At 70.0% G+C, this 19,711-nt stretch carries 13 protein-coding genes and 1 pseudogene; all 14 read left to right on the top strand.

The window, feature by feature from the left end; genetic code table 11:
* The first annotated feature begins 119 nt into the window (after positions 1-119).
* Complete coding sequence (locus GV015_RS08570; protein WP_056008215.1) at positions 120-416, top strand: WXG100 family type VII secretion target; 297 nt, start codon at positions 120-122, stop codon at positions 414-416.
* A 119-nt stretch (positions 417-535) separates the two neighbouring features.
* A pseudogene (locus tag GV015_RS08575) lies at positions 536-1,033 on the top strand (hypothetical protein); the annotation flags it as partial.
* Positions 1,033-1,977, top strand: a complete 945-nt coding sequence (locus tag GV015_RS08580) for a hypothetical protein (protein ID WP_159877934.1) — start codon at positions 1,033-1,035, stop codon at positions 1,975-1,977. The pseudogene GV015_RS08575 and the gene GV015_RS08580, both read left to right, overlap by 1 nt.
* Positions 1,974-3,623 (top strand): hypothetical protein, encoded by a 1,650-nt coding sequence (locus tag GV015_RS08585; protein ID WP_159877936.1) that lies wholly within the window; start codon positions 1,974-1,976, stop codon positions 3,621-3,623. Before GV015_RS08580 ends, GV015_RS08585 begins: the two co-directional genes overlap by 4 nt.
* 61 nt (positions 3,624-3,684) lie before the next feature.
* The gene (locus GV015_RS08590) at positions 3,685-4,197 is read left to right on the top strand and encodes a hypothetical protein (RefSeq protein WP_137242169.1); all 513 of its coding nucleotides are present in this window, start codon (positions 3,685-3,687) and stop codon (positions 4,195-4,197) included.
* On the top strand, positions 4,194-5,015 hold the full coding sequence (locus GV015_RS08595) for a PP2C family serine/threonine-protein phosphatase (RefSeq protein ID WP_159877938.1): 822 nt from the start codon (positions 4,194-4,196) through the stop codon (positions 5,013-5,015). Before GV015_RS08590 ends, GV015_RS08595 begins: the two co-directional genes overlap by 4 nt.
* A 10-nt stretch (positions 5,016-5,025) precedes the next feature.
* On the top strand, positions 5,026-6,384 hold the full coding sequence (locus tag GV015_RS08600) for an FHA domain-containing protein (RefSeq protein ID WP_159877940.1): 1,359 nt from the start codon (positions 5,026-5,028) through the stop codon (positions 6,382-6,384).
* 1 nt (position 6,385) lies between these two features.
* Positions 6,386-8,029: a serine/threonine-protein kinase gene (locus GV015_RS08605; RefSeq protein WP_159877943.1), complete on the top strand. Its 1,644-nt coding sequence runs from the start codon at positions 6,386-6,388 to the stop codon at positions 8,027-8,029.
* Between the two features lie 39 nt (positions 8,030-8,068).
* On the top strand, positions 8,069-8,830 hold the full coding sequence (locus GV015_RS08610; RefSeq protein ID WP_079705255.1) for a hypothetical protein: 762 nt from the start codon (positions 8,069-8,071) through the stop codon (positions 8,828-8,830).
* 102 nt (positions 8,831-8,932) lie between these two features.
* Positions 8,933-14,191 (top strand): Ig-like domain-containing protein, encoded by a 5,259-nt coding sequence (locus GV015_RS08615; RefSeq protein ID WP_159877945.1) that lies wholly within the window; start codon positions 8,933-8,935, stop codon positions 14,189-14,191.
* A gap of 46 nt (positions 14,192-14,237) precedes the next feature.
* Positions 14,238-15,206: a MoxR family ATPase gene (locus GV015_RS08620; protein WP_079001701.1), complete on the top strand. Its 969-nt coding sequence runs from the start codon at positions 14,238-14,240 to the stop codon at positions 15,204-15,206.
* The gene (locus GV015_RS08625) at positions 15,203-16,582 is read left to right on the top strand and encodes a DUF58 domain-containing protein (RefSeq protein WP_079705257.1); all 1,380 of its coding nucleotides are present in this window, start codon (positions 15,203-15,205) and stop codon (positions 16,580-16,582) included. The genes GV015_RS08620 and GV015_RS08625 overlap by 4 nt, the downstream gene beginning before the upstream one ends.
* A complete protein-coding gene (locus tag GV015_RS08630; RefSeq protein ID WP_159877947.1) occupies positions 16,579-19,032 on the top strand; it encodes a transglutaminase domain-containing protein in 2,454 nt (817 codons plus the stop codon). The genes GV015_RS08625 and GV015_RS08630 overlap by 4 nt, the downstream gene beginning before the upstream one ends.
* Before the next feature lie 37 nt (positions 19,033-19,069).
* Entirely contained in the window at positions 19,070-19,711 is a 642-nt protein-coding gene (locus tag GV015_RS08635) for a spermidine/putrescine ABC transporter substrate-binding protein (protein ID WP_159877949.1), read from the top strand.

The raw sequence follows: 19,711 nt of genomic DNA on the forward strand, positions 1-19,711 counted from the left end.
GGCGTCGTCCCTGGGTGGGGACTGCATGGGGAGTGCTCCCCATGTGCTCCCGCGAGGCGTTGTGGTTACATGATGAAGGCACCGACGGTGCCGGTGACCACAACGAAGGAGCAAGACTCATGGCCAACATCAACGTCAACTACAGCGAGATCAAGCAGGCCGCCGTCAACCTGACGACGGGTAAGGGCGAGGTCGAGACCACGCTCAACCGCCTCCAGACCCTCATCAACAACCTCGTGTCCTCCGGGTTCCAGACCGACACCGCGTCCGGCACCTTCAACGAGACCTACACGGCCTTCACGCAGAGCGCGACGGTCACGATCCAGCACCTCGACAAGCTGTCGGGCTACCTCAACAACGCTGTGACCACGCTCGAGCAGACCGACGCAGCGCTCGCTGCCGGCGCCGGTCAGTAGTCACCACCGTCGGCTTCGCTCTGCGCGCCCTCCCGACCAGGTGTCGGTGAGGGCGCGCGGGTTTTCCGGCGAAGGCGACCCACGGCGACAGCGACGCAGCACCACGCGACGAGGAGCGAGCAGTGTACGGCGACACCCAACAGATCCGCCTCCGCGCGACGGAGCTACGAACCCTCGCGACCGAGGTCCGTAGCCGTGCCGGAGACCTCCGCTCGGCCGCCGAGCTCGCGTGGACCTCCACCGCGGCGGAGACCTTCATCGAGCAGCTCGGCACCCGGGCGGTCTCGCTCGAGAACTCGGCGACGCAGCTCGACGACGCGGCCGACAAGCTCGACGCGCACGCGACCGCCGTCGAACACGTGAAGCAGCTCATCGAAGATGCCGCGCGTTGGGTGGGCGACCGCTGGAACGACGCGGTGAACCTCGTCTCCGGCGCGGTCGAGACCGTCAAGGACGGTGCCGCGAAGGTGTTCGAGTTCTTCGGCCAGGAGGTCCCGGACTTCCTCGTGCACCAGGCCAAGGACATCGTCGCCTCCACGCCATCGCTTCCGACACCCGGTGACCGCAGCTGGCTGGACCTGGCAGACCTCTACCGCAGCCGAGGATGGACCCCCTGATGCCCATGACCCGTACCCGCCCGGCTCCGGCAGCGGCAGCCTTCCTGCTGACCGCTGACGAACTCCACGTCCTGGAGCACCGCACCCCGCACATCGTGCTGCCACCCGCCTTCCACACCGAATGGGGTTCGGACGTGCAGCCCGCCGAGGTCCGGGAGCGCGAGCAGCGAGCCGTCGCGCGGCTCCGGGAGCGGCGACTCCTCGCCCGTGGCGACGACACCCTCCCGGACGACCTCACCGCTGACGTCGATCCCGATTTCGCCGCCTTCCTGTCGATGCCGCAGTTCGCGACGGCGGCCGTCGACGCCTCCTGCTGGACCCTCGACCGGACGGCGATCCAGTCCGTCTCCGTGATCGGCGCGCACGCTCTGGCGCTGTTGCGGACGCAGCGGGTCGACCACTCGGACGCGTCCGTCGCCGACCACGGCACGGCCGCGCGCGACGAGGACGCCGTCGAGATCCGCGCCTTCGACACCGCCGGCCTGGCGCAGCAACTCCTGCGACCCCTCTCCGCGCTCCACGACGTCCCCGACACGCGGGGTCGTTCGACCGAGGTGGTCGTCCTCCCGCTCGCGGACGCCGAGGCGCTCGTCCTCGCGCTCCGACAGGACCGACCGGACGTCGTCGGCGCGGTCGTCGAACAGCTCCACAGCCCGCAGGCCGCAGTGCTCCTCGGCGGCGTCGCCCAGCGGATCGACGGCGGCTTCCGGCTCGACGCACTCTCCCGGAGCGGGGAGCCCATGAGACGGTGGACGGACACGTGGCTCCGTGGTGCCGACGGCTGGGTCGCCGTGTCGGTCGACACTCCGGACGTCGAAGCGGCGGGTATGGACCCGTCCACCGTCGCCGAGGGGACCCGGGTCTCGCTCCGGGCCGTCCGTCGCGCGGACATCGTCGCCGAGGTGTTGGCGATCGCCGCGACCATCCAGGGAGCACGGGCATGAGCGGCATCACGGTCTCCGGTGGAGCCGGAGGCGTCGGCGCGAAGCTCGACGACATGCGACTGCAGGCGCAGCAACTCGCCACGTTGTCGACCGAGCTGATCGGGCGTTCGGGCACGGCCGCTGCGAAAGCGGTCGACGGCGACCTGCTCGAATCCATGATCCTGTCGCCGGTGACGGGGGCGGCTGCGGAAGGCGCCATCGTCCTCGCCTCCGGTTCCCTGCTCCTCGTGGCGACCGAGACCGGCGTCTCCGCCGTCTTCCTCGAGGGCGCCGTGGTCGCCTATGAGACCGCCGACCAGCTGATCGCCGCGGCGACCGTCGCCCTCCACAACGGGGTCGCCTTCGTCATCGGCGTCCTCGCGGTGCCGGTCGGCCTCGTCGCAGCGGCGGGCGTGGCGGTGGTGGGCGGGGCGTGGATGCTCACCGTGGCAGGTGTCAACGTCGTCGTCGAGGGTGTCGACTCGCTGGTCGAGGGCGCCCAGCAGACGCTGGACCAGATCGGCGACAACCCCTGGCTGCTGCTCTCGCCGGCCGGCGTCGCGGGACTGTTCACCGCCAACTCGATCGCCGCCTACTCACCGCAGGAGGTCATCGACCGGACCGCCGCGACGTATGCGGACGCACTCGCGAGACTGCAGGAACTCGCTCCGATCGCAGGTCAGGCGGCCAACGAATGGTTGGGCGACAACGCGTGGATCGAGGACATCCTCACGGACGGCGCTCCAGGCCTGCTGGCCGGCCTCACCTTCCTCCCCGGGTTGTTGCCCGGCTTCAACGGACTCATGTCGGTCGTGACCGGCCAGGGCTGGCCGCCGCTCACCTATGAGCAGGCGATCGACGCCATCGCCACCGGTGGCGGCCGGTTCGGCCTCTTCGACGACGGGCGGGGCGGACTCGCCATGGATCCCGACGACCCCTCACAGCCGCTCGCCGTGTCTCGAGACCGAACCGTCACCGACCTCGGCGACCTCCTGCAGGGTTCGGCGGACATCGACAAGGGTGAGGACGAGCTCAGCAACATCCGCGTGATCCAGTCGGCCGGACCGCCGCCGAGCTGGATCGTGCAGATCCCGAGCACGCAGGTCTGGGATCCGCACGGTGGCGCGATCTCGAACGACCTCACCTCGGACATCGCTGCCATGCAGGGTGAACAGACGGCGCTCGGCCAGGCGGTGAAGGACGCGATGGCCGCCGCCGGCATCTCGCCGACGGACCCGGTGATGCTCGAGGGCTTCAGCCTCGGCGGGATCACCGCCGGGTCGCTGGCCTCGGACCCGGACTTCGGCTACAACGTCACGCACGTCGTCACGGCGGGCTCGCCGATCGCACGGTTCGACATCCCCGACGACGTGCAGGTCCTCTCGATGGAGTTCAACGAGGATCCGGTCGCCCGGCTCGACGGACAGGGGAACCCGGACTCGGCCAACTGGACGACGGTCCAGGGTGACGCCCCGCGACTGGGCGGCGTCAACCCGGAACAGCAGGATCCGGGGATCGCGAGTGCCCACAACGCGCAGCGGTACGAGATGATGGCGGACGAGACGTCGTCGTCGGGAGACCCGAGCGTCGACGCCTACCTGGACTCGGCGAGCGGCTTCTTCAGCGGTGATCAACAGGTGACCGACTACAGTCCTACGCGGAGATGATCGACCGCGGCCCGACACCGGGTCGCCCGTCCACAGCCCGTTCCCGACCGTGAGGCCTTCCATGCGCATCAGCACCATCGTCCGATCCGGCGCCGTGTCGGTCGTCCTGTTGGGGCTCCTCACCGCCTGCGGGACGGCAGCGCCGACGGCGCAACGCACCCCGGCCCGCACCCCGGACCGGACACTGGCCGCCGTCGAGGAAGCGGTCGCCGAGATCCCCGGGGCCGACTTCAGGGCCGCCCGCGCCTGGGACGGCACGACGGCGTACGTCACCGCGACGCTCTCGGCGACCGACGCCTTCACCGGCGACCCCGGTGCCCTCGTGGACTACTCCCTCGCGCAGCTCGCTTCCCAGGACGAGGTCGACCGTGGGCGCTTCGTGCGATTCGCCTTCGACGCGCCCGGACAGACCGTCGAGTCGACGATCGCCATCCTCGCCACGTTGGACATCGCCTCCGAGCAGTACGCCGGTGGCGATTCCGTGGAGCTCTCGAGCTCCGACCTCGACGCGAGGTACGGAAGCTGGCCGGGCGAGGTACCGACCCTTCCCGCCGCGTTGGGCGGTGCGGGATGACGACGATCGAGACCGCGCGGTCCACGCACACCCTGCGCAGCGAGGGCCGGACCGACACCGGGCTGGTCCGACGCCTGAACGAGGACGCGTTCTACGCCGGCGCGCCCGCCTTCGTGGTCGCCGACGGCATGGGCGGGCACGAACGCGGCGAGGTCGCGAGCCGTGAGGTCGCGGCGGCGCTCGAACGCGGCATCCCGATCGGCATGCCGACGACGACCGAGGCGGTCGTGACCACGATCGTCGCCGCCAACGCGGTCATCCGCAGCATCCCCACGCCGAACGGGGTCATCGGCACGACCGTCGCGGGTCTCGCGCTCGTGGCGCTGTCGCCGCAGACCGATCTGCACTGGATGGTGTTCAACGTCGGCGACTCTCGCGTGTACACCTGGGCCGATGGCGCACTCCGTCGGATCACCGTCGACCACTCGGCCGTGCAGGAACTCGTCGACGCCGGTTCCATCACGGAGGAGGAGGCGCGCGAACACCCCGACCGCAACATCGTGACGAAGGCGATCGGTGTCGAGGCCGGCATCGACCCGGACGTCTGGCTCCTCCCCGTCGCCGGGCGGCAGCGGTTCCTCCTCTGCTCCGACGGGCTCACCGGTGAGCTGTCCGACGAACGGATCGCCGAGGTCCTGTCGCAGGGCTTCGAGGGTGCCGCCGACCGCCTCGTGGAGCTCGCGCTGGCCGCCGGCGGACGGGACAACGTGACCGCGCTCGTCGTCGACGTCGTGTCGACCTCGCTGATGTCCAGCGGCCCCGGCTACGATGACGCGGGTGGTCTCGGGTATCTTGAAGAGACGATGCCGCGAGGCTAGAGGAGTGGCCGTGTACTCGTACGAAATGGAACCGGCCGAGGTCCGCCGTTGGCTCGCTGTGGCGGGGCCCGGCAGACTGGTGCTGGTCGACGCCCAGGGCGACGACACCGCCGCTGCCGCATTCGCCGCGGACCTCCCGGGCGACGCGTCGCTGTCGCTGATCGTCGACCGCCTCGCGGCCGGCGGTCTCTCGAACACGCCCGCGTTCGCCGCGGCCGTCTGGGACGAATCGGGCGCGACGGTCATCGTGCGCGGGCTCGCGGCCGCCGTCGTGACGAGCGCCGCCGGGACCGAGACGGTCCTGGGCGCCCGCGCGACCACCTGGGTCGAGGAACACCACGCCGACGCGGTGAGCGTCACGCTCCGGAGCGACCAGCCGAACCCGTCCGGCGTGCGCCTCCCGCTCGGGTCGGGAGCCGTCTGGACGACCTCCATCACGGCGACCCTCGACGAGGAGGCCACGGCTTCCCTCGCCACTCCGACCACCGACGAGCGCCGGCCGACCGAGTCGTCCACGAGCACGCCGACTGCGGCGGAGCAGCTCGCGGCCCCGCCCGTCCCGGCCCCCGCCGAGCCCGCTGCATCCGCGGCGACCTCGGACGACGCGGACGCCGGGGCGGACGGCGATGAGGCGACCCCGGTTGCGCACGTCGAGCCCGTTCAACCGCTCCACGTCGTGCCGTCCGTCTCCGACACCCAGTTCTTCCACGACGAGGACGACCCGGACGAGACCCCGACGACCCCGGAGGAGCCCGTCGACGAGGGTTACGACTTCCTGTTCGGCCAGACCGTGCTCCGTCCGGTCGGTGCGGCGGCGGTCGACGAGGCCGGCGACGCCGAACGCGCGGCGGCCGAGGCGTCGGCCCACCAGCAGGCGGCCCCCACCGCAGTCGCCGCGCCGGAACCCGCAGCAGCCGGACCATCGGACCTCGGCGACCACGACGGCCACACGATCCTCGCCGAGGATCTCGCCGCATTGCGTGCGCGTCGCGCGGCCGAGACCCCGCCTGCTCGATCGACCACCCCGTCGGCCACGCCGCTCACCTACCTCGAGCTCCCCGGCGGCACTCGCCAGTCGCTCGCCTCACCCGTCGTGCTCGGCCGGGCGCCGAGCGTCTCGCAGGTCCCGGCGTCGGTCGTCCCGACGCTCGTCACGCTCACGGGAGACGACATCTCGCGGAGCCACGTGCGCGTCGCGGTCGAGGGCGGCACGGTCGTCGTCACCGACCTCCACTCGCGGAACGGCACGCAGGTCGTCCTGCCCGGTCAGGCGCCGCAGTCCCTGCGACCGGGGGAGCCGACACCGGTGATCGTCGGGACCGTCATCGACCTCGGCGGCGGCGTCGCGCTGCGCGTCCGAGAGGGCTGACGTGCGCCGCTCACCTTCGCAACCGCCGGCCATCCCCGGGCTGCGGTTCGAACGACAGCTCGGAGCCGGTGGGTTCTCCGACGTCTTCCTGTACGAGCAGCAGTTGCCGCGGCGTCAGGTCGCCGTCAAGGTGCTTCTCGCCGAGCACCTCAGTGAGCAGACCCGCGAGGCCTTCGTCGCCGAGGCGAACCTCATGGCGCAGCTCTCCGCGCACCCGTACATCGTCACGATCTACACGGCGGACGTCGCCCCGGACGGCCGACCGTACCTCGCGATGGAGTACTGCGCGGGGCCGAGCCTCGCCGAGCAGGCGAAGCTGCGGCGGTTCGCCGTCGCCGACGCGCTGCGGACCGGCGTCCGCCTGGCCAGTGCGGTGGCGACCGCACACGCCGCCGGCATCCTCCACCGCGACATCAAGCCGGCCAACGTGCTCACGAACGCGTACGGTTGGCCGGCGCTGACCGACTTCGGCATCTCGCAGGCCGTCGAACTCGAGGTGCCGTCGACGGCCGGCCCCGGGCGGCCGGGCGACGTCGGCTCGACAGGCGCCTCGGGTACCCAGACGGTGGGTCTCTCCATCCCCTGGTCACCGCCCGAGATGTTCGAGGACGAGCCGCATCCCGACGTCCGATCCGACGTCTTCTCCCTGGCCGCGACGGTCTACACGCTGCTCGCCGGACGCACGCCGTTCGAGATCCCCGGGCAGTCGAACGGTGCGGCCGACCTCATCAGCCGGATCGAGCGCGGGACCGTCACCCCGCTCGGGCGCGACGACGCACCGGCGTCCCTCGTCGCGACGCTGCAGAAGGGCCTCGCGAAGGACCGCGCCAACCGTTTCGAGAGCGCCGTCGACTTCGCGCGGGCGCTGCAGCGTGTCGAGATGGAGCTGGCCTACGCGCCGACGCCCATCGACATCCCGAACCTCGTACAGCCGCAGTCGCAGGCCCCCCGACCGGACACGTCCAGCAGTGCGTCGGACGAGACGCGGGTCCGGCAGGTCCCGACGGTCGAGGCCCAGCCCCGACCCGGCGTGCCGAGTGTGCAGCCGTCCATCGGAGACGAGACGGTCGTGCGCTCGGCCGGACCGCTCGTCCAACCGATCCAGCCGTCGGCGCCGATCACCGTCGGAGCGGCCTCGGTGCCCTCCGAGACGATACGCCGCGACCGCCTCGAGACCGCGGCTGCAGTTCCCACGGAGGATCCCGATGCCGACGCCGCCGGACGGGCCAGACGTCGCCGACTGACCCGCCTCCTCGTCGCGGGCGGCGTCGCGGTGCTCGCGGTCGGCGGTATCGCGGCCGGGATCATCTGGCAGGGCGCCGCCGCCGACCCGAAGCCGACGGCCGCGGCGACCGGGGCGCCCATCCAACTGAGCGACGTCCCCTCGCCGAAGCCGTTCGGGGTGAACATCAGCGAGGACGGCAGCGTCGTGACGTTCATCTGGGACAACCCGGATCCGCAGGACGGCGACTCGTACATCTACCAGGTGACGAGCAGCGGCAAGAACTCGCCGAAGGTACCGACCTCGACGTACGCGGTCGACCTGAAGCCGAGCGCTCCGGGTGCGCAGCTGTGCATCGAGGTGGTGATCGTCCGAGGCGGCGTCACCTCACCGGATCCACTCGAGATGTGCTCGCAGCAGTAGCTGGAGCGAGACGATGACCGACCACAGGGGGACCAGACGATGACCACGGACGAGGCGACGGACACGGCGACGACGAAGACGGCGGTGCGCGTCGAGTTCTGCGGCGAGGAGTACGCCGTGGACGCACGCAAGCCGTTCCTGATCGGGCGCGAGGGCGACCTCGTCGTCGACGAGAACCCCTTCCTGCATCGCACCTTCCTCAGTGTCACCTTCGATGCCGGGCTCTGGTGGCTCACGAACATCGGGAACACCCTCTCCGCGACGGTGACGGACACGACCGGCAACGTGCAGGCGTGGCTCGCGCCCGGTGCCCGGCTCCCGATCGTGTTCCCCGAGCTGCAGGTGTTGTTCAGTGCCGGGACGACGACCTACGACTTCACGATCACCTCGGACCTCGAGTACTTCAGTCCGTCGCAGCTCTCGACGACCACCGCCGGAACCACGACGGTCGGGCCGATCCACCTGACGAGCAGCCAGCGCCTCCTCATCGTCGCCCTGGCGGAGGACGTCCTGCGCCAGGCGTCGCCCGGTCGCGGCGAGATCCCGGCGTCGGCCGCCGCTGCCGCCCGCCTCGGCTGGAGCCAGACCACCTTCAACCGCAAGCTCGACAACGTCTGCGACAAGCTCGACAAGTTCGGGGTGCAGGGGCTCCGCGGTGGGCCGGGGAAGCTCGCGACCGGTCGTCGTGCACGGCTGGTCGAGTACGCGGTCTCGACCCGACTCGTGGACGCCAGTGACCTCCCGCTCCTCGACCACGCCGATCAGGCGGACGTCGGCGGGGGACAACCGGTTCGTGGTTGACGCTCGCAACCGTTTTCCATGACGGACTTCTTTGTTAGAGTGACTCCGCGTTTGCAGCGTGGCGCATCGACCGATGCTTGACCGAACATCACCTGGGGGACCGTGAGCAACTGGAGTGCCTGGCTGCGCAAACGCAAGACGGCGGCGTCCATCACGGCCCTGTCGGTCCTCGTCGCCGTACCGGTGACCGCCGCACTCATCCACCAGGGCTTCCCGGTCACGGAGGTCGACCTCGAGTCCCGCGACGTCTGGGTCACCAACGGCGAGTCGCTCCTCGCGGGGCGTCTCAACGATCAGATCTCCGAACTCGACGGTGCGGTGTCGACGGCGTCGAACAACGCCGACGTGCTGCAGGACGGTGACGACGTCTTCCTCCAGGACAAGGCGCTGTCCTCGCTCGAGCGCATCGACCCGGCCTTCACGAGCCTCATCCAGCGTGTCTCGCTGCCGACCGGCGCGACGGTGCACTACGGCGGCGACCGACTCTCGGTCGTGGCGGGGGAGACCGGCAAGCTCTGGTCCGTCGACGCCGCGGGCGAGCTCCGCTTCGACCCCACGGAGACGAAGCCGATCGTGTCCATCGGCAAGGCCGGTCAAGCGGTCGTCACCTCGACGGGCACCATCCTCGCGGTCGCACCCGCGAAGGGGCGCCTCTACCGCATCCTGCCCGACGGCACGAAGACCGAGTCGAAGCTCCCGAAGCTCGACGACTACCAGTTGAGTGCGGCCGGTGAGCAGGCCGTCATCCTCGACGTGAAGTCCGGCGACCTCGTGAAGCAGGACGGCTCCGTCGTCGAGCTGCCGGGCAAACCGCTGAAGATCCAGGAGCCGTCGGCATCGGACGACGCCGCCGTCATCGCCACCGGTGACTCGCTCGTCCGCGTCCCGCTCGGCGGCGGCGACCCCGAGGTGCTCGACGCCGATGTCACGACGGCGGCGACGAGCGCTGCCGAGGTGACGGCACCGGTCAACCTCGACGGCTGCATGCACGGAGCCTGGGCCTCATCGAGCCGCTACGCAGCCGAGTGCGCCGACAAGAAGCCCGTCATCGAGGACATCAACCCGGAGACCATCGGCCAGCAGCTCGTCTTCCGGGTCAACCGCTCGGTCATCGCCCTCAACAACGTCCAGACCGGCAACTCCTGGCTCGTGCAGGCGAACATGCGTCTCGTCGACAACTGGGACGAGGTGACGCCCCCGCAGGAGGAGGACGGCGAGGACGGCGATGAGAAGGCCTCCGAGCAGTCCTTCGAGGACACGCTCGCCGAGCGCACCGAGGAGAACCGTCCCCCCATCGCCCGCGACGACGCGTTCGGCGTCCGCCCGGGTCGCGCGACCGTCCTGCCACTGCTCGACAACGATTCCGACGCCGACGGCGACGTCCTGACGATCCAGAACACGAGCGACGTCGCGGCCGAGACCGGCAAGCTGGAGTACATCGACGGCGGGCGCGCGCTCCAGTTCACCCCGGCCGAGGGCTTCGTGGCCGGGACGACGTCGTTCCGATACTCCGTCAACGACGGCCGCCCAGGCGGCGTGGCCGAAGCGAACGTGAGCATCGCCATCAAGCCACCCGAGGTCAACGAGCCGCCGACGTCGCATCGCGAGGCCGCAGTGTCGGTCGAGGCCGGGCAGACGGTCACCTACAACGTGCTCGCCGACTGGCGTGATCCCGACGGCGACGACATCTTCCTCCAGTCGGCCTCACCGGCGTCCAGCGACCTCGTCCGGTTCACCCCGGACGGCTTCGTCACGTTCACGCACGCCTCGCCCGAAATGGGCCCGCGCGACGTCAAGTTCGTCGTGTCCGACGGGGTCAACTCGGCGGAGGGCACCCTCAAGGTCGATGTCCAGCCCGCCGGAGCCTTGAGCCCGATCGGCACACCCGACTTCGTCTCGACCTTCGTCGGCGAGTCCGCGCTCGTCCAGCCGTTGGCGAACGACCAGTCACCGAGTGGGGCCCCGCTCGGTCTCATCGGCGTCGAAGCGTTGCAGGGCGGTCTCGTGTCCTCGCCGAGCCTCGAGAAGCAGTCGGTCACCGTTTCCTCGAACGAGCCCGGCACCTACTACCTGAAGTACACGCTCGGCGCCGGTATCGCCTCGAGCATCGGGCTCATCCGCGTCGACGTCCTCGAGAAGCCGACCGACGTGCGTCCGCCGGTCGCTGTGAAGGACGAAGGCTATCTGCGTCCGAACGAGACGATCACGATCCCGGTCCTCGCGAACGACGAGTCGCCGGGTGGGCAGGTGCTCGCCGTGCAGTCCGTCTCCGTTCCCGACGAGTCCACCTCGTTGTCCGTCGAGGTCCTCGACAGCGCGGTCATCCGCGTGTCCTCCTCCGCGCCGATCGAGCAGCAGCTGCAGTTCACCTACGTCGTGTCCGACGGCACCTCGTCGGCTCAGGCGGCCGTGACGGTCGTCCCGGTGCCACCGCTGCCGAAGCATCAGGCACCGGTCGCGACCGACGATGCCGTCGTCGTCCGCGCGGGCGACATCGCCAACGTCGCGGTGCTCGAGAACGACTACCACCCGGACGCGGCGGTCATGCTCGTCGACCGCCAGCTCGTCGACGATCCGACCGCCGGCCTCGCCTTCGTCGACGACGACGAGGTCCGCTTCCAGGCGCCGAGCGAACCGGGCACCTACACGACGACGTACCGTGTGTACGACACCTTCGGCGAGGCCGACACGGCGACGGTCACCTTCAACGTGGTCGGCGAGGACAAGAAGAACAACCAGCCGCCTGTGCCGCAGCTGCTCACCTCGCGCGTGTTCGCGGGTGCGACGGTCCGTGTGGACGTCCCGCTCGACGGCCTGGACCCGAACGGTGACTCCGTCGTCGTCGACGACATCGCCTCGGCACCGTTGCTCGGTCGCGTCATCGATCAGGGGAGCACCTGGTTCGTCTACGAGGCGGCTCCGGACTCCTCCGGCACCGACACCTTCCAGTACCGGGTCAAGGACACCTACGGCGCGGTCGCGGTCGGCACGATCAAGATCGGGGTCATCGGACGCCCGGAGGTCGACGGCCAGCCGAACGCGGTCGACGACTACATCGAGGTCCTGCCGGGCAAGGTGGCGTCCGTGCCGGTGCTCTCGAACGACTCCGACCCGAACGGGTACAAGCTCAAACTCGAACCGAAGCTGCTCTCGGTGGACGACGGCCTCACCGCCGAGGTCAGCAAGAGCCGTGTCGTCATCGAAGTGCCGGAGGAGGAGGCGTTCTTCACGGTCCGGTACCAGATCACCAACGGCAAGGGTGGCATCGACAGCGCCTACATCCAGGTCAAGGTCACGAAGGACGCGAAGCCGCAGTTCCCCGAGGCGGATGACCACGTCCTCGAGGACGCCGACATCGTCGGCAAGAAGACCATCGACATCGACGTGCTCGACGGCGCGCAGAACCCCGGTGGGCTGATCGACGACCTGCAGCCGAGCCTCGAAGGAGTGAACGCCGCCTCCGGCGAGGTCCGCGACGGTGGCACCATCCGGGTGACCCTCACCGACCGACGCCAGGCGATCGCCTACCGCCTGACGGACCCGGTCACGCAGCTGAGCGGTGCCGCGTTCATCATCGTGCCGGCCGCGACCGACGGCGAGCCACCGCGGATGAAGAGTCCGTTGCCGGAGCAGATCGTCAAGGTCAACGAGACGCGCACCTGGAAGCTCTCCGACATCACCGAGGCGCCCTCGGGCAAGCCCGTCACGATCGCCTCCGAGGGCAGTGTCGTCAACTTCCGGAGCAACGGCACCTCCAGCTACGTCGACGACGCCACGATCACCTTCACCCCGGCGAAGGACTACCGCGGACCCGCCTCGGTGAGCTTCGAGGCCACGGACGGCCGCGAGAGCAAGCTGCTCACGCTGCCGATCACGGTGGGCGACCCGAACCTCGAGGACGTCCCGCCGACGTTCACCCCGCCGACGGTGACGATCGAGGCCGGTGAGGCGCCGATCACCGTCGACCTGCGGGCGTCGAGCGACCACCCGAACCCGAAGATCCTCGCGGCGCTCACCTACCAGGGATTCGGCGGCACGACCGCGGGCGTCCAGGGCAGCCTCTCCGGTTCGCAGGTCTCGATCTCCGCTCCGCAGGGGACGCAACCCGGCACCTCGGCCACGCTGACGTTCACCGTGAACTACAAGGAGTACTCCGTCCCGGGGTCGATCAACGTCCGCGTCGTCTCCTCGACGAGGCCGCTCCCACGTGCCATCGACGACCGCGTCGAAGAGGGCCGCAAGAACAAGGCCGAGTCGATCAGCGTGCTCGCGAACGACTACAACCCGTTCCCCGACACCCCCCTCAAGATCGTCGACGCCACCGTGGAGAGCGCGCCGGCCGGCGGAGCGACGGCGACCTTCTCCGGGAGCACGGTGACGGTGACCCCCGGCTCGTCGAAGAGCGGGACCGTCAGCGTCATCTACACGGTCCAGGACGCGACGAACGACCCCAACCGAAAGGTCCAGGGTCGCATCACGGTGATCGTGAAGGACGTGCCCGATCCGCCGACGATCGCGGTCAAGAGCGCGAAGAGCGGCAAGATCGTCGTCGTGGTCGGCGGTTCGCCGGCGAGCAACGGTTCGCCGATCGAGTCGCACACCGTCGTCTGGGACGGCGGAAAACGTGAGTGCGCCCCCGGCAACGACTGCTCCTTCGACGTCACGAACGGCCAGAACTACACCTTCAGTGCCTACGCGACCAATGCGGTCGGCAACAGTGCGAGCTCCGCGCCCGTCTCCGCGACGGCATACGGCGTGCCGACGGCCCCGCGCAATCCGAGCCTGACTGCCGGAGGCCGGGCGCCGACAACCTTGAGCGCATCGTGGAACGTTCCGAGTGACGATGGTGGCCGGATCGAAAGCTATACCTGGCGGGTCATGAAGGGCTCGAGTCAGATCGATGGGGGCACCGTGATCGGGACGAGCGCGAGTGTCCAGAACGTCGGCGAGGGCACCTATCAGCTGTATGTCACGGCGAACGGTACCGGCGGCACCAGCCCGGAAGCCGGGCCGTCCGAGACGAGTGTCAAGGCTCCGGATCCTGAACTGTGGATGACGAAGGGTCCGGGACAGGCGACGGGGCCGGGCAACGGCAACTGCACCGACACCTCGATCTGCCGATTGGTCGTCTTCAACTGGAAGAATGTGCCCGCAGGCACCTACACGGCGCGAATCAACGAGAACAATCTCAGTTCGACGACCGTGACTGTGGATTCGTCGGGCAACGGAAGTGCGACGACCCAGAACATCATGGGCATCCAGAACCGATCGTTCACGTTCACCATGACCGGTCCAGGAGGTACCTTCACCTCTTCTGCCCAGAACTGGGACAGCTGCAACTCCACCGGCTGTAGACCATGATCTTCCTCGACTCAATACGCCACTTCCACGGAAAGCACGCACTTCTATGACTGTCACGCAGGAACAGGCCACCTGGTTCGCCGACGCGTTCGGCAAGCTCGTCGGCAACGTCGAGCAGGCCATCCTCGGCAAGGAGCACGTCATCAAGCTCGTCGTCACCGCCATGCTCTCGGAGGGCCACGTGCTCCTCGAGGACTACCCGGGCACGGGCAAGACCGTGCTCGCCAAGGCGCTCGCGAACACGCTCGACGGCACGAGCTCGCGGATCCAGTTCACGCCCGACCTCCTGCCGTCCGACGTCACCGGTGTGACGATCTACGACCAGGGCAAGGGGATCTTCGAGTTCCACAAGGGACCGATCTTCGCCTCCATCGTGCTCGCGGACGAGATCAACCGCGCCTCGCCGAAGACGCAGTCGGCGCTCCTCGAGGTGATGGAGGAGGGCATCGTCACGATCGACGGCACGAGTTACGAGGCCGGCAAGCCGTTCATGGTCATCGCGACGCAGAACCCGATCGAGCAGGCAGGGACGTACAAACTGCCCGAGGCGCAGCTCGACCGCTTCCTCATCAAGACCACGCTCGGCTACCCCGACCGCCAGACCTCGGTGAACCTGCTCCTCGACGCCTCGAACCGCGCGCGCGCGACGAAGGTCCAACCGATCATCGCCTCCAGCGCGGTCATCACCATGGCGCAGCTCGCCACCGAGGTGCACGTCGACGGCAGCATCCTCGAGTACGTCGCCGACGTCGTCGCGGCGACGCGGGACGACCAGGACGTCGCGCTCGGCGTGAGCATGCGTGGTGCGCTCGCCCTCGTGCGCGCCGTCAAGACCTGGGCGATCTCGCAGGGGCGCACGTATGTCACCCCCGACGACGTCAACGACCTCGCGCAGGCCGTCCTCGCGCACCGTATCATCATCGACCCCGAGTCCGACTTCGCCGGCGTGACCGCGCAGGACGTCGTCGCCCGGGTCCTCGTCAGCATCGCTCCGCCGGCGTACCGCGCAGCATGAGCGAGACCCTCGAGCAGCGCGCCGACACCGCGCCGGACGGATCCGAGCCGGTCCGCACGGCGACGGTCGGCGCGCCTGCCGAGGCGGGGCCCGAGGGTCCCGATGCGCACATCGATGGCGCGCCGGCTCCCGCTCGACGGCCGAACCCGTTCCGCAGCGCGCTCGACGGCGTCGGTGCCGTCGTCGTGCCCTGGGCCAGGGTCGTCTGGTCGGCTGCGCAGCCCGTGCTCGCTGTCGTCAGCGGCCTCGGCTGGGTCGTGCTCGCGATCGGCGTCATCGCGACCGTCGCCGGCTTCATCCTGGGGTGGGCGGAGCTCGTCTTCCTCGGCTTCGTGCCGCTGGCCGCGTTGCTGGCCTCCGTCGCGTACCTCTTCGGGCGGTCGACCTTCCGCATCTCCATCCACTTGAACCCCAGCCGCGTCACCGTCGGGGAGCGCGCGATCGGGCAGGTCCTCATCGCCAACCCCGGCAACCGCGCCACGACGCCCACGCGCCTCGAGGTCCCCGTGGGCTACGGCCTCGCGGAGTTCGCCATCCCGGCGATCCCGAAGGACGGCGAGCACGAGGAGCTGTTCGCCGTCCCGACGAACCGGCGAGCCGTCATCCCGGCCGGGCCTGCCGTGTCGGTCCGCGGCGATCAGCTCGGTCTGCTGCGCCGCGAGGTGCGCTGGACGGAACCGGTCGAGCTCTTCGTGCACCCTGAGACCACGCGGCTCCACCCGACGGCCGCCGGTCTCATCCGCGACCTCGAGGGCCTCGTCACGAAGACCATCACGAACAACGACATCTCCTTCCACGCGCTCCGCGGGTACGTCCCCGGTGATGACCGCCGCTACATCCACTGGAAGTCCTCCGCGAAGACGGGCCAGCTCATGGTGCGGCAGTTCGAGGAGACTCGGCGGTCGCAGCTCACCATGGTGATGACGACCGACTCCCGCTACTACGCCGACGATGAGGACGAGTTCGAGTTGGCGGTGTCGCTCACCGCGTCGATCGCGACCCAGGTGATCCTCGACCAGGTGCCGATCAGCGTCGTGACCGACCGGCTCGCGCTGCGGACCCACACCGTGACCTCCTTCCTCGACGACAGCTGCAGGCTGCAGCTCGCCGAGGGCACCTTCGACACCCCACGCACCTTCGCCCGGGAGACCACGAAGCGTCTGCCTGCACCGAGTGTCGTCATCATCGTCGCCGGTTCGCGGCTCGAGGCACAGGAGTACCGGGGGATCCAACGCCTCTTCGGTCCCGACGTCAACGTGTTCGGCATCCGCGTCGAACGCGGTGCACGGGCCGGCATCAAGGACGTCGCCGGGATGAACGTCATGACGGTCGGGGCACTGAGCGACCTCGCCAAGGTCATGTCGAGGGCCCTGTGAGCGGGGTCGACGAGCGCACGACCGTGCGCCCCGGACGCGTTCCCGCCGGCTCGGCCGCGGAAGTCGACGTCCAGGGCATCGTCCCGACCTTCGTCGCGCCGTGGCCGTTGCCCGGCCGCTCCTGGATCGACCTCGTGGTCGTCTTCGTCCTCGCGGCCCTCGGCCTGCTCGGCTTCGGTGCGGCGCTCAGCGGCACCGGCTTCCTCCTCGCCGGCCTCGGCGGTCTCGCGCTCGGTATGGGGGTCGGTGTCGCCTCCCACGCGCTCCGGCTGAACGCCCTCCTGACCGGTCTCTCGACCGTCCTGGTCTTCTACGTCTTCGGCAGTGCCCTGGCGATGCCGTCGGTCGCGACGTTCGCGATCCTCCCGAACCTGCGGACCCTCGGTGGGATCAGCATCGGGGCGGTGTTCGGGTGGAAGGACTTCGTCACCCTGCAGACCCCGCTGAGCGCGCCCGCCTACATCATGACCCTGCCCTACGTCGCGGGGATGCTCGTCGGGGTGGTCTCCGCCGTGCTCGCCGTCCGCTGGCTGCCGCGCCGTCCGCAGGTCGCCGTGCGCTGCGCCGTCCTGCTCGTCGGCCCGGCCGTACTGTACGCGCTCGGCGTCCTCCTCGGCACGCAGACGCCCTTCCTGGCGGCCGTCCGCGGGATCGCGTTCGCGCTGATCGCCCTCCTCTGGCTCGGGTGGCGGCCGGGTGCCGGTCGTGGCGAGAACGCGGCGGCGTCGACCACCGCCGTCCTCCGTCGCAAGAAGATCATCGGCACGGCCGTCCTCGCCGCGGTCGCGGTCGTCGTCGGCGGCGGCGCGGCCGTGGTCGCCTCACCGCCCACGGACTCCCGGTTCGTCCTCCGCGAGGTCGTCACCCCGCCGTTCGACCCCCTGGAGTACCCGAGCCCGCTCGCCGGGTTCCGCGAGTACACGAAGGACCTCGCCGAGACGAAGCTCTTCACCGCCACCGGCCTCAAGCCGGGGGATCGGATCCGTCTGGCGGCCATGGACAGCTACGACGGACGCCTGTGGACCGTCTCGGGACCGTCCACGGCGACCGACGGCTCCGGTGCCTTCGAACTCGTCGGCGACCACCTGCCCGGACCGAAGCTCATCACGGCCGGTAGCGACCGTCGGGTGTCGATCGACATCACCGGCTACGACGACATCTGGGTGCCCAGTGTCGGATATCCGAGCGCGCTCACCCTCGACGGTAAGGCGTCCGAGCGATCCGAGGACATCCGCTACAACGCCGAGAGCGGCGCGGCCGTCATCACCTCGGGCATCGGCACGGGCGACGACTACGAGGAGCGGACCACGACGCAGGCCGTCCCGAGCGACACGGCCCTCGCGACGACACCGACCGCAGCGGTCGAGCTGCCGCCCGTCACGAACATCCCCGACATCGTCGTCGCGAAGGCCTCGGAGTTCGTCGGAACCGAGACGACGCCCATGGGGCAGCTGCGCGCGATCGAGCAGACCCTCCGCACCACCGGGTTCCTCAGCCACGGGCTCGCCTCGGACAGCTCTCCGTCACGCGCCGGCCACGGTGCCGACCGGATGTCGGAGCTGTTCACCCGCACACCGATGGTCGGCGACGAGGAGCAGTACGCGTCGGCGTTCGCGCTCATGGCCCGCTCGCTCGGCTACCCCGCGCGGGTCGTCATGGGCTTCGCGCCCGAGGTGACCGAGGGCCAGGGTTCGGTGCAGGTCGTCGGAGACGACGTGACGGCGTGGGTCGAGGTGCCCTTCGAGGGCTACGGCTGGGTGGCGTTCTCACCGACCCCCGATGAGACCGAGATCCCGCAGGACCAGGACCCGAAGCCCAAGACCGAGCCGCAGCCGCAGGTGCGTCAGCCGCCGCGCAGCGACAACCTCGACGACAGCCTCCTCACCGAGGCCTCGATCGACGATGGCGACGACAAGGACAAGAACGACGGACTCGTGATCCCGGAGTGGGTCTGGTGGCTCGCGCTGATCGTGGGTGTCCCGGTGTCGCTGTACTTCATCCCGCTCCTCGCCATCTCCGGCGCGAAGCGTCGGCGGACGAAGCGTCGCCGCGCGGGCAGTGGTGACCGCAGCGCCGCCGGTGCGTGGGACGAGCTGATCGACCGCTACGCCGAGCTCGGGTACACGGTGCCCCCGGCCGCCACGCGGTCGGCCACGGCGTCCATGCTCGGTGCCCAGGAACCAGAGGGCGCGACCACGCTCACCGTGCTCGCGGGGACGACCGACGATGTCGTCTTCTCCGGTCGTGACGTGGACGACACGACGGCCGACGAGCTGTGGCAGCGGTCGGAGGCCGAGGCCTCCCGGGCACAGGGAGCGCTCGGCTGGTTCGCCCGCCAGCGGAGCCGGTTCCGCTACCGCGCGAAGCGCAGTCTCGTGAGTCGGCTGCAGCCGTCCGGTTCGCTCGCCCGTCGAGCAGCACGGGACCAGCGCGCCGCCGGGCGGCGCTGAGGCCGATACGACCGCCGAGGCGCTACCCTCGGTGAGTATGGAGCGCTCGCTCGAGACCAGCGTGAGCCAGGCCGTCGACGCCTGGCTCCGGTGGCTGCCGCGCTGGCACCCCGCCGCCCACCGTGGACGCACCCGGATCTGCCGCCGGTGCATCGGGTCGCCGATCCTCCGGGCGGCCGGCCTCGTCGACGACGTCCCGCACCAGGTGCAGCACGGCCTGGCCACCCGGATGAAGGCCCTCGTCGACCACGCGGTGGCGGAGTACACCGAGCGGAACCTCCCCGTCCTCCGCGCCGAACTGCGCGCGGCGGACCTGCGCGAGGCGCAGCGCTCCTACCGCCCGGGGGAGGGGCTCGACCCGGAGTTCGACGGGTTGCAGCTCGACCCCGACCCGGATCCCGAGCAGCCCTACCTCTTCACCCTCGCGGAGCTCGGCGAATCCCAGGCGAGGGCCGTCCCGCCACCCCCGCCGTTGTCGGACGACGCGAAGGAGGCGCTGCGCACCGAGATCGCCCTCGCCGACCAGTGCGCGAACGAGACCGGGCGCCGCATCTGCGAACTCCTCGTCGGGCACCGCCTCGCCATCCATGACGCCGTGGAGCGGTACGTCGAACCGCAGGTCACCGCGCTCCTCGACGACCTCGCGCTGGAGCTGGATTCCCCCACCTCGCCCTGGTAG

Origin of the sequence: Plantibacter sp. T3, assembly GCF_902506515.1 — a bacterium.
Taxonomy (GTDB): Bacteria; Actinomycetota; Actinomycetes; order Actinomycetales; family Microbacteriaceae; genus Plantibacter; species Plantibacter auratus.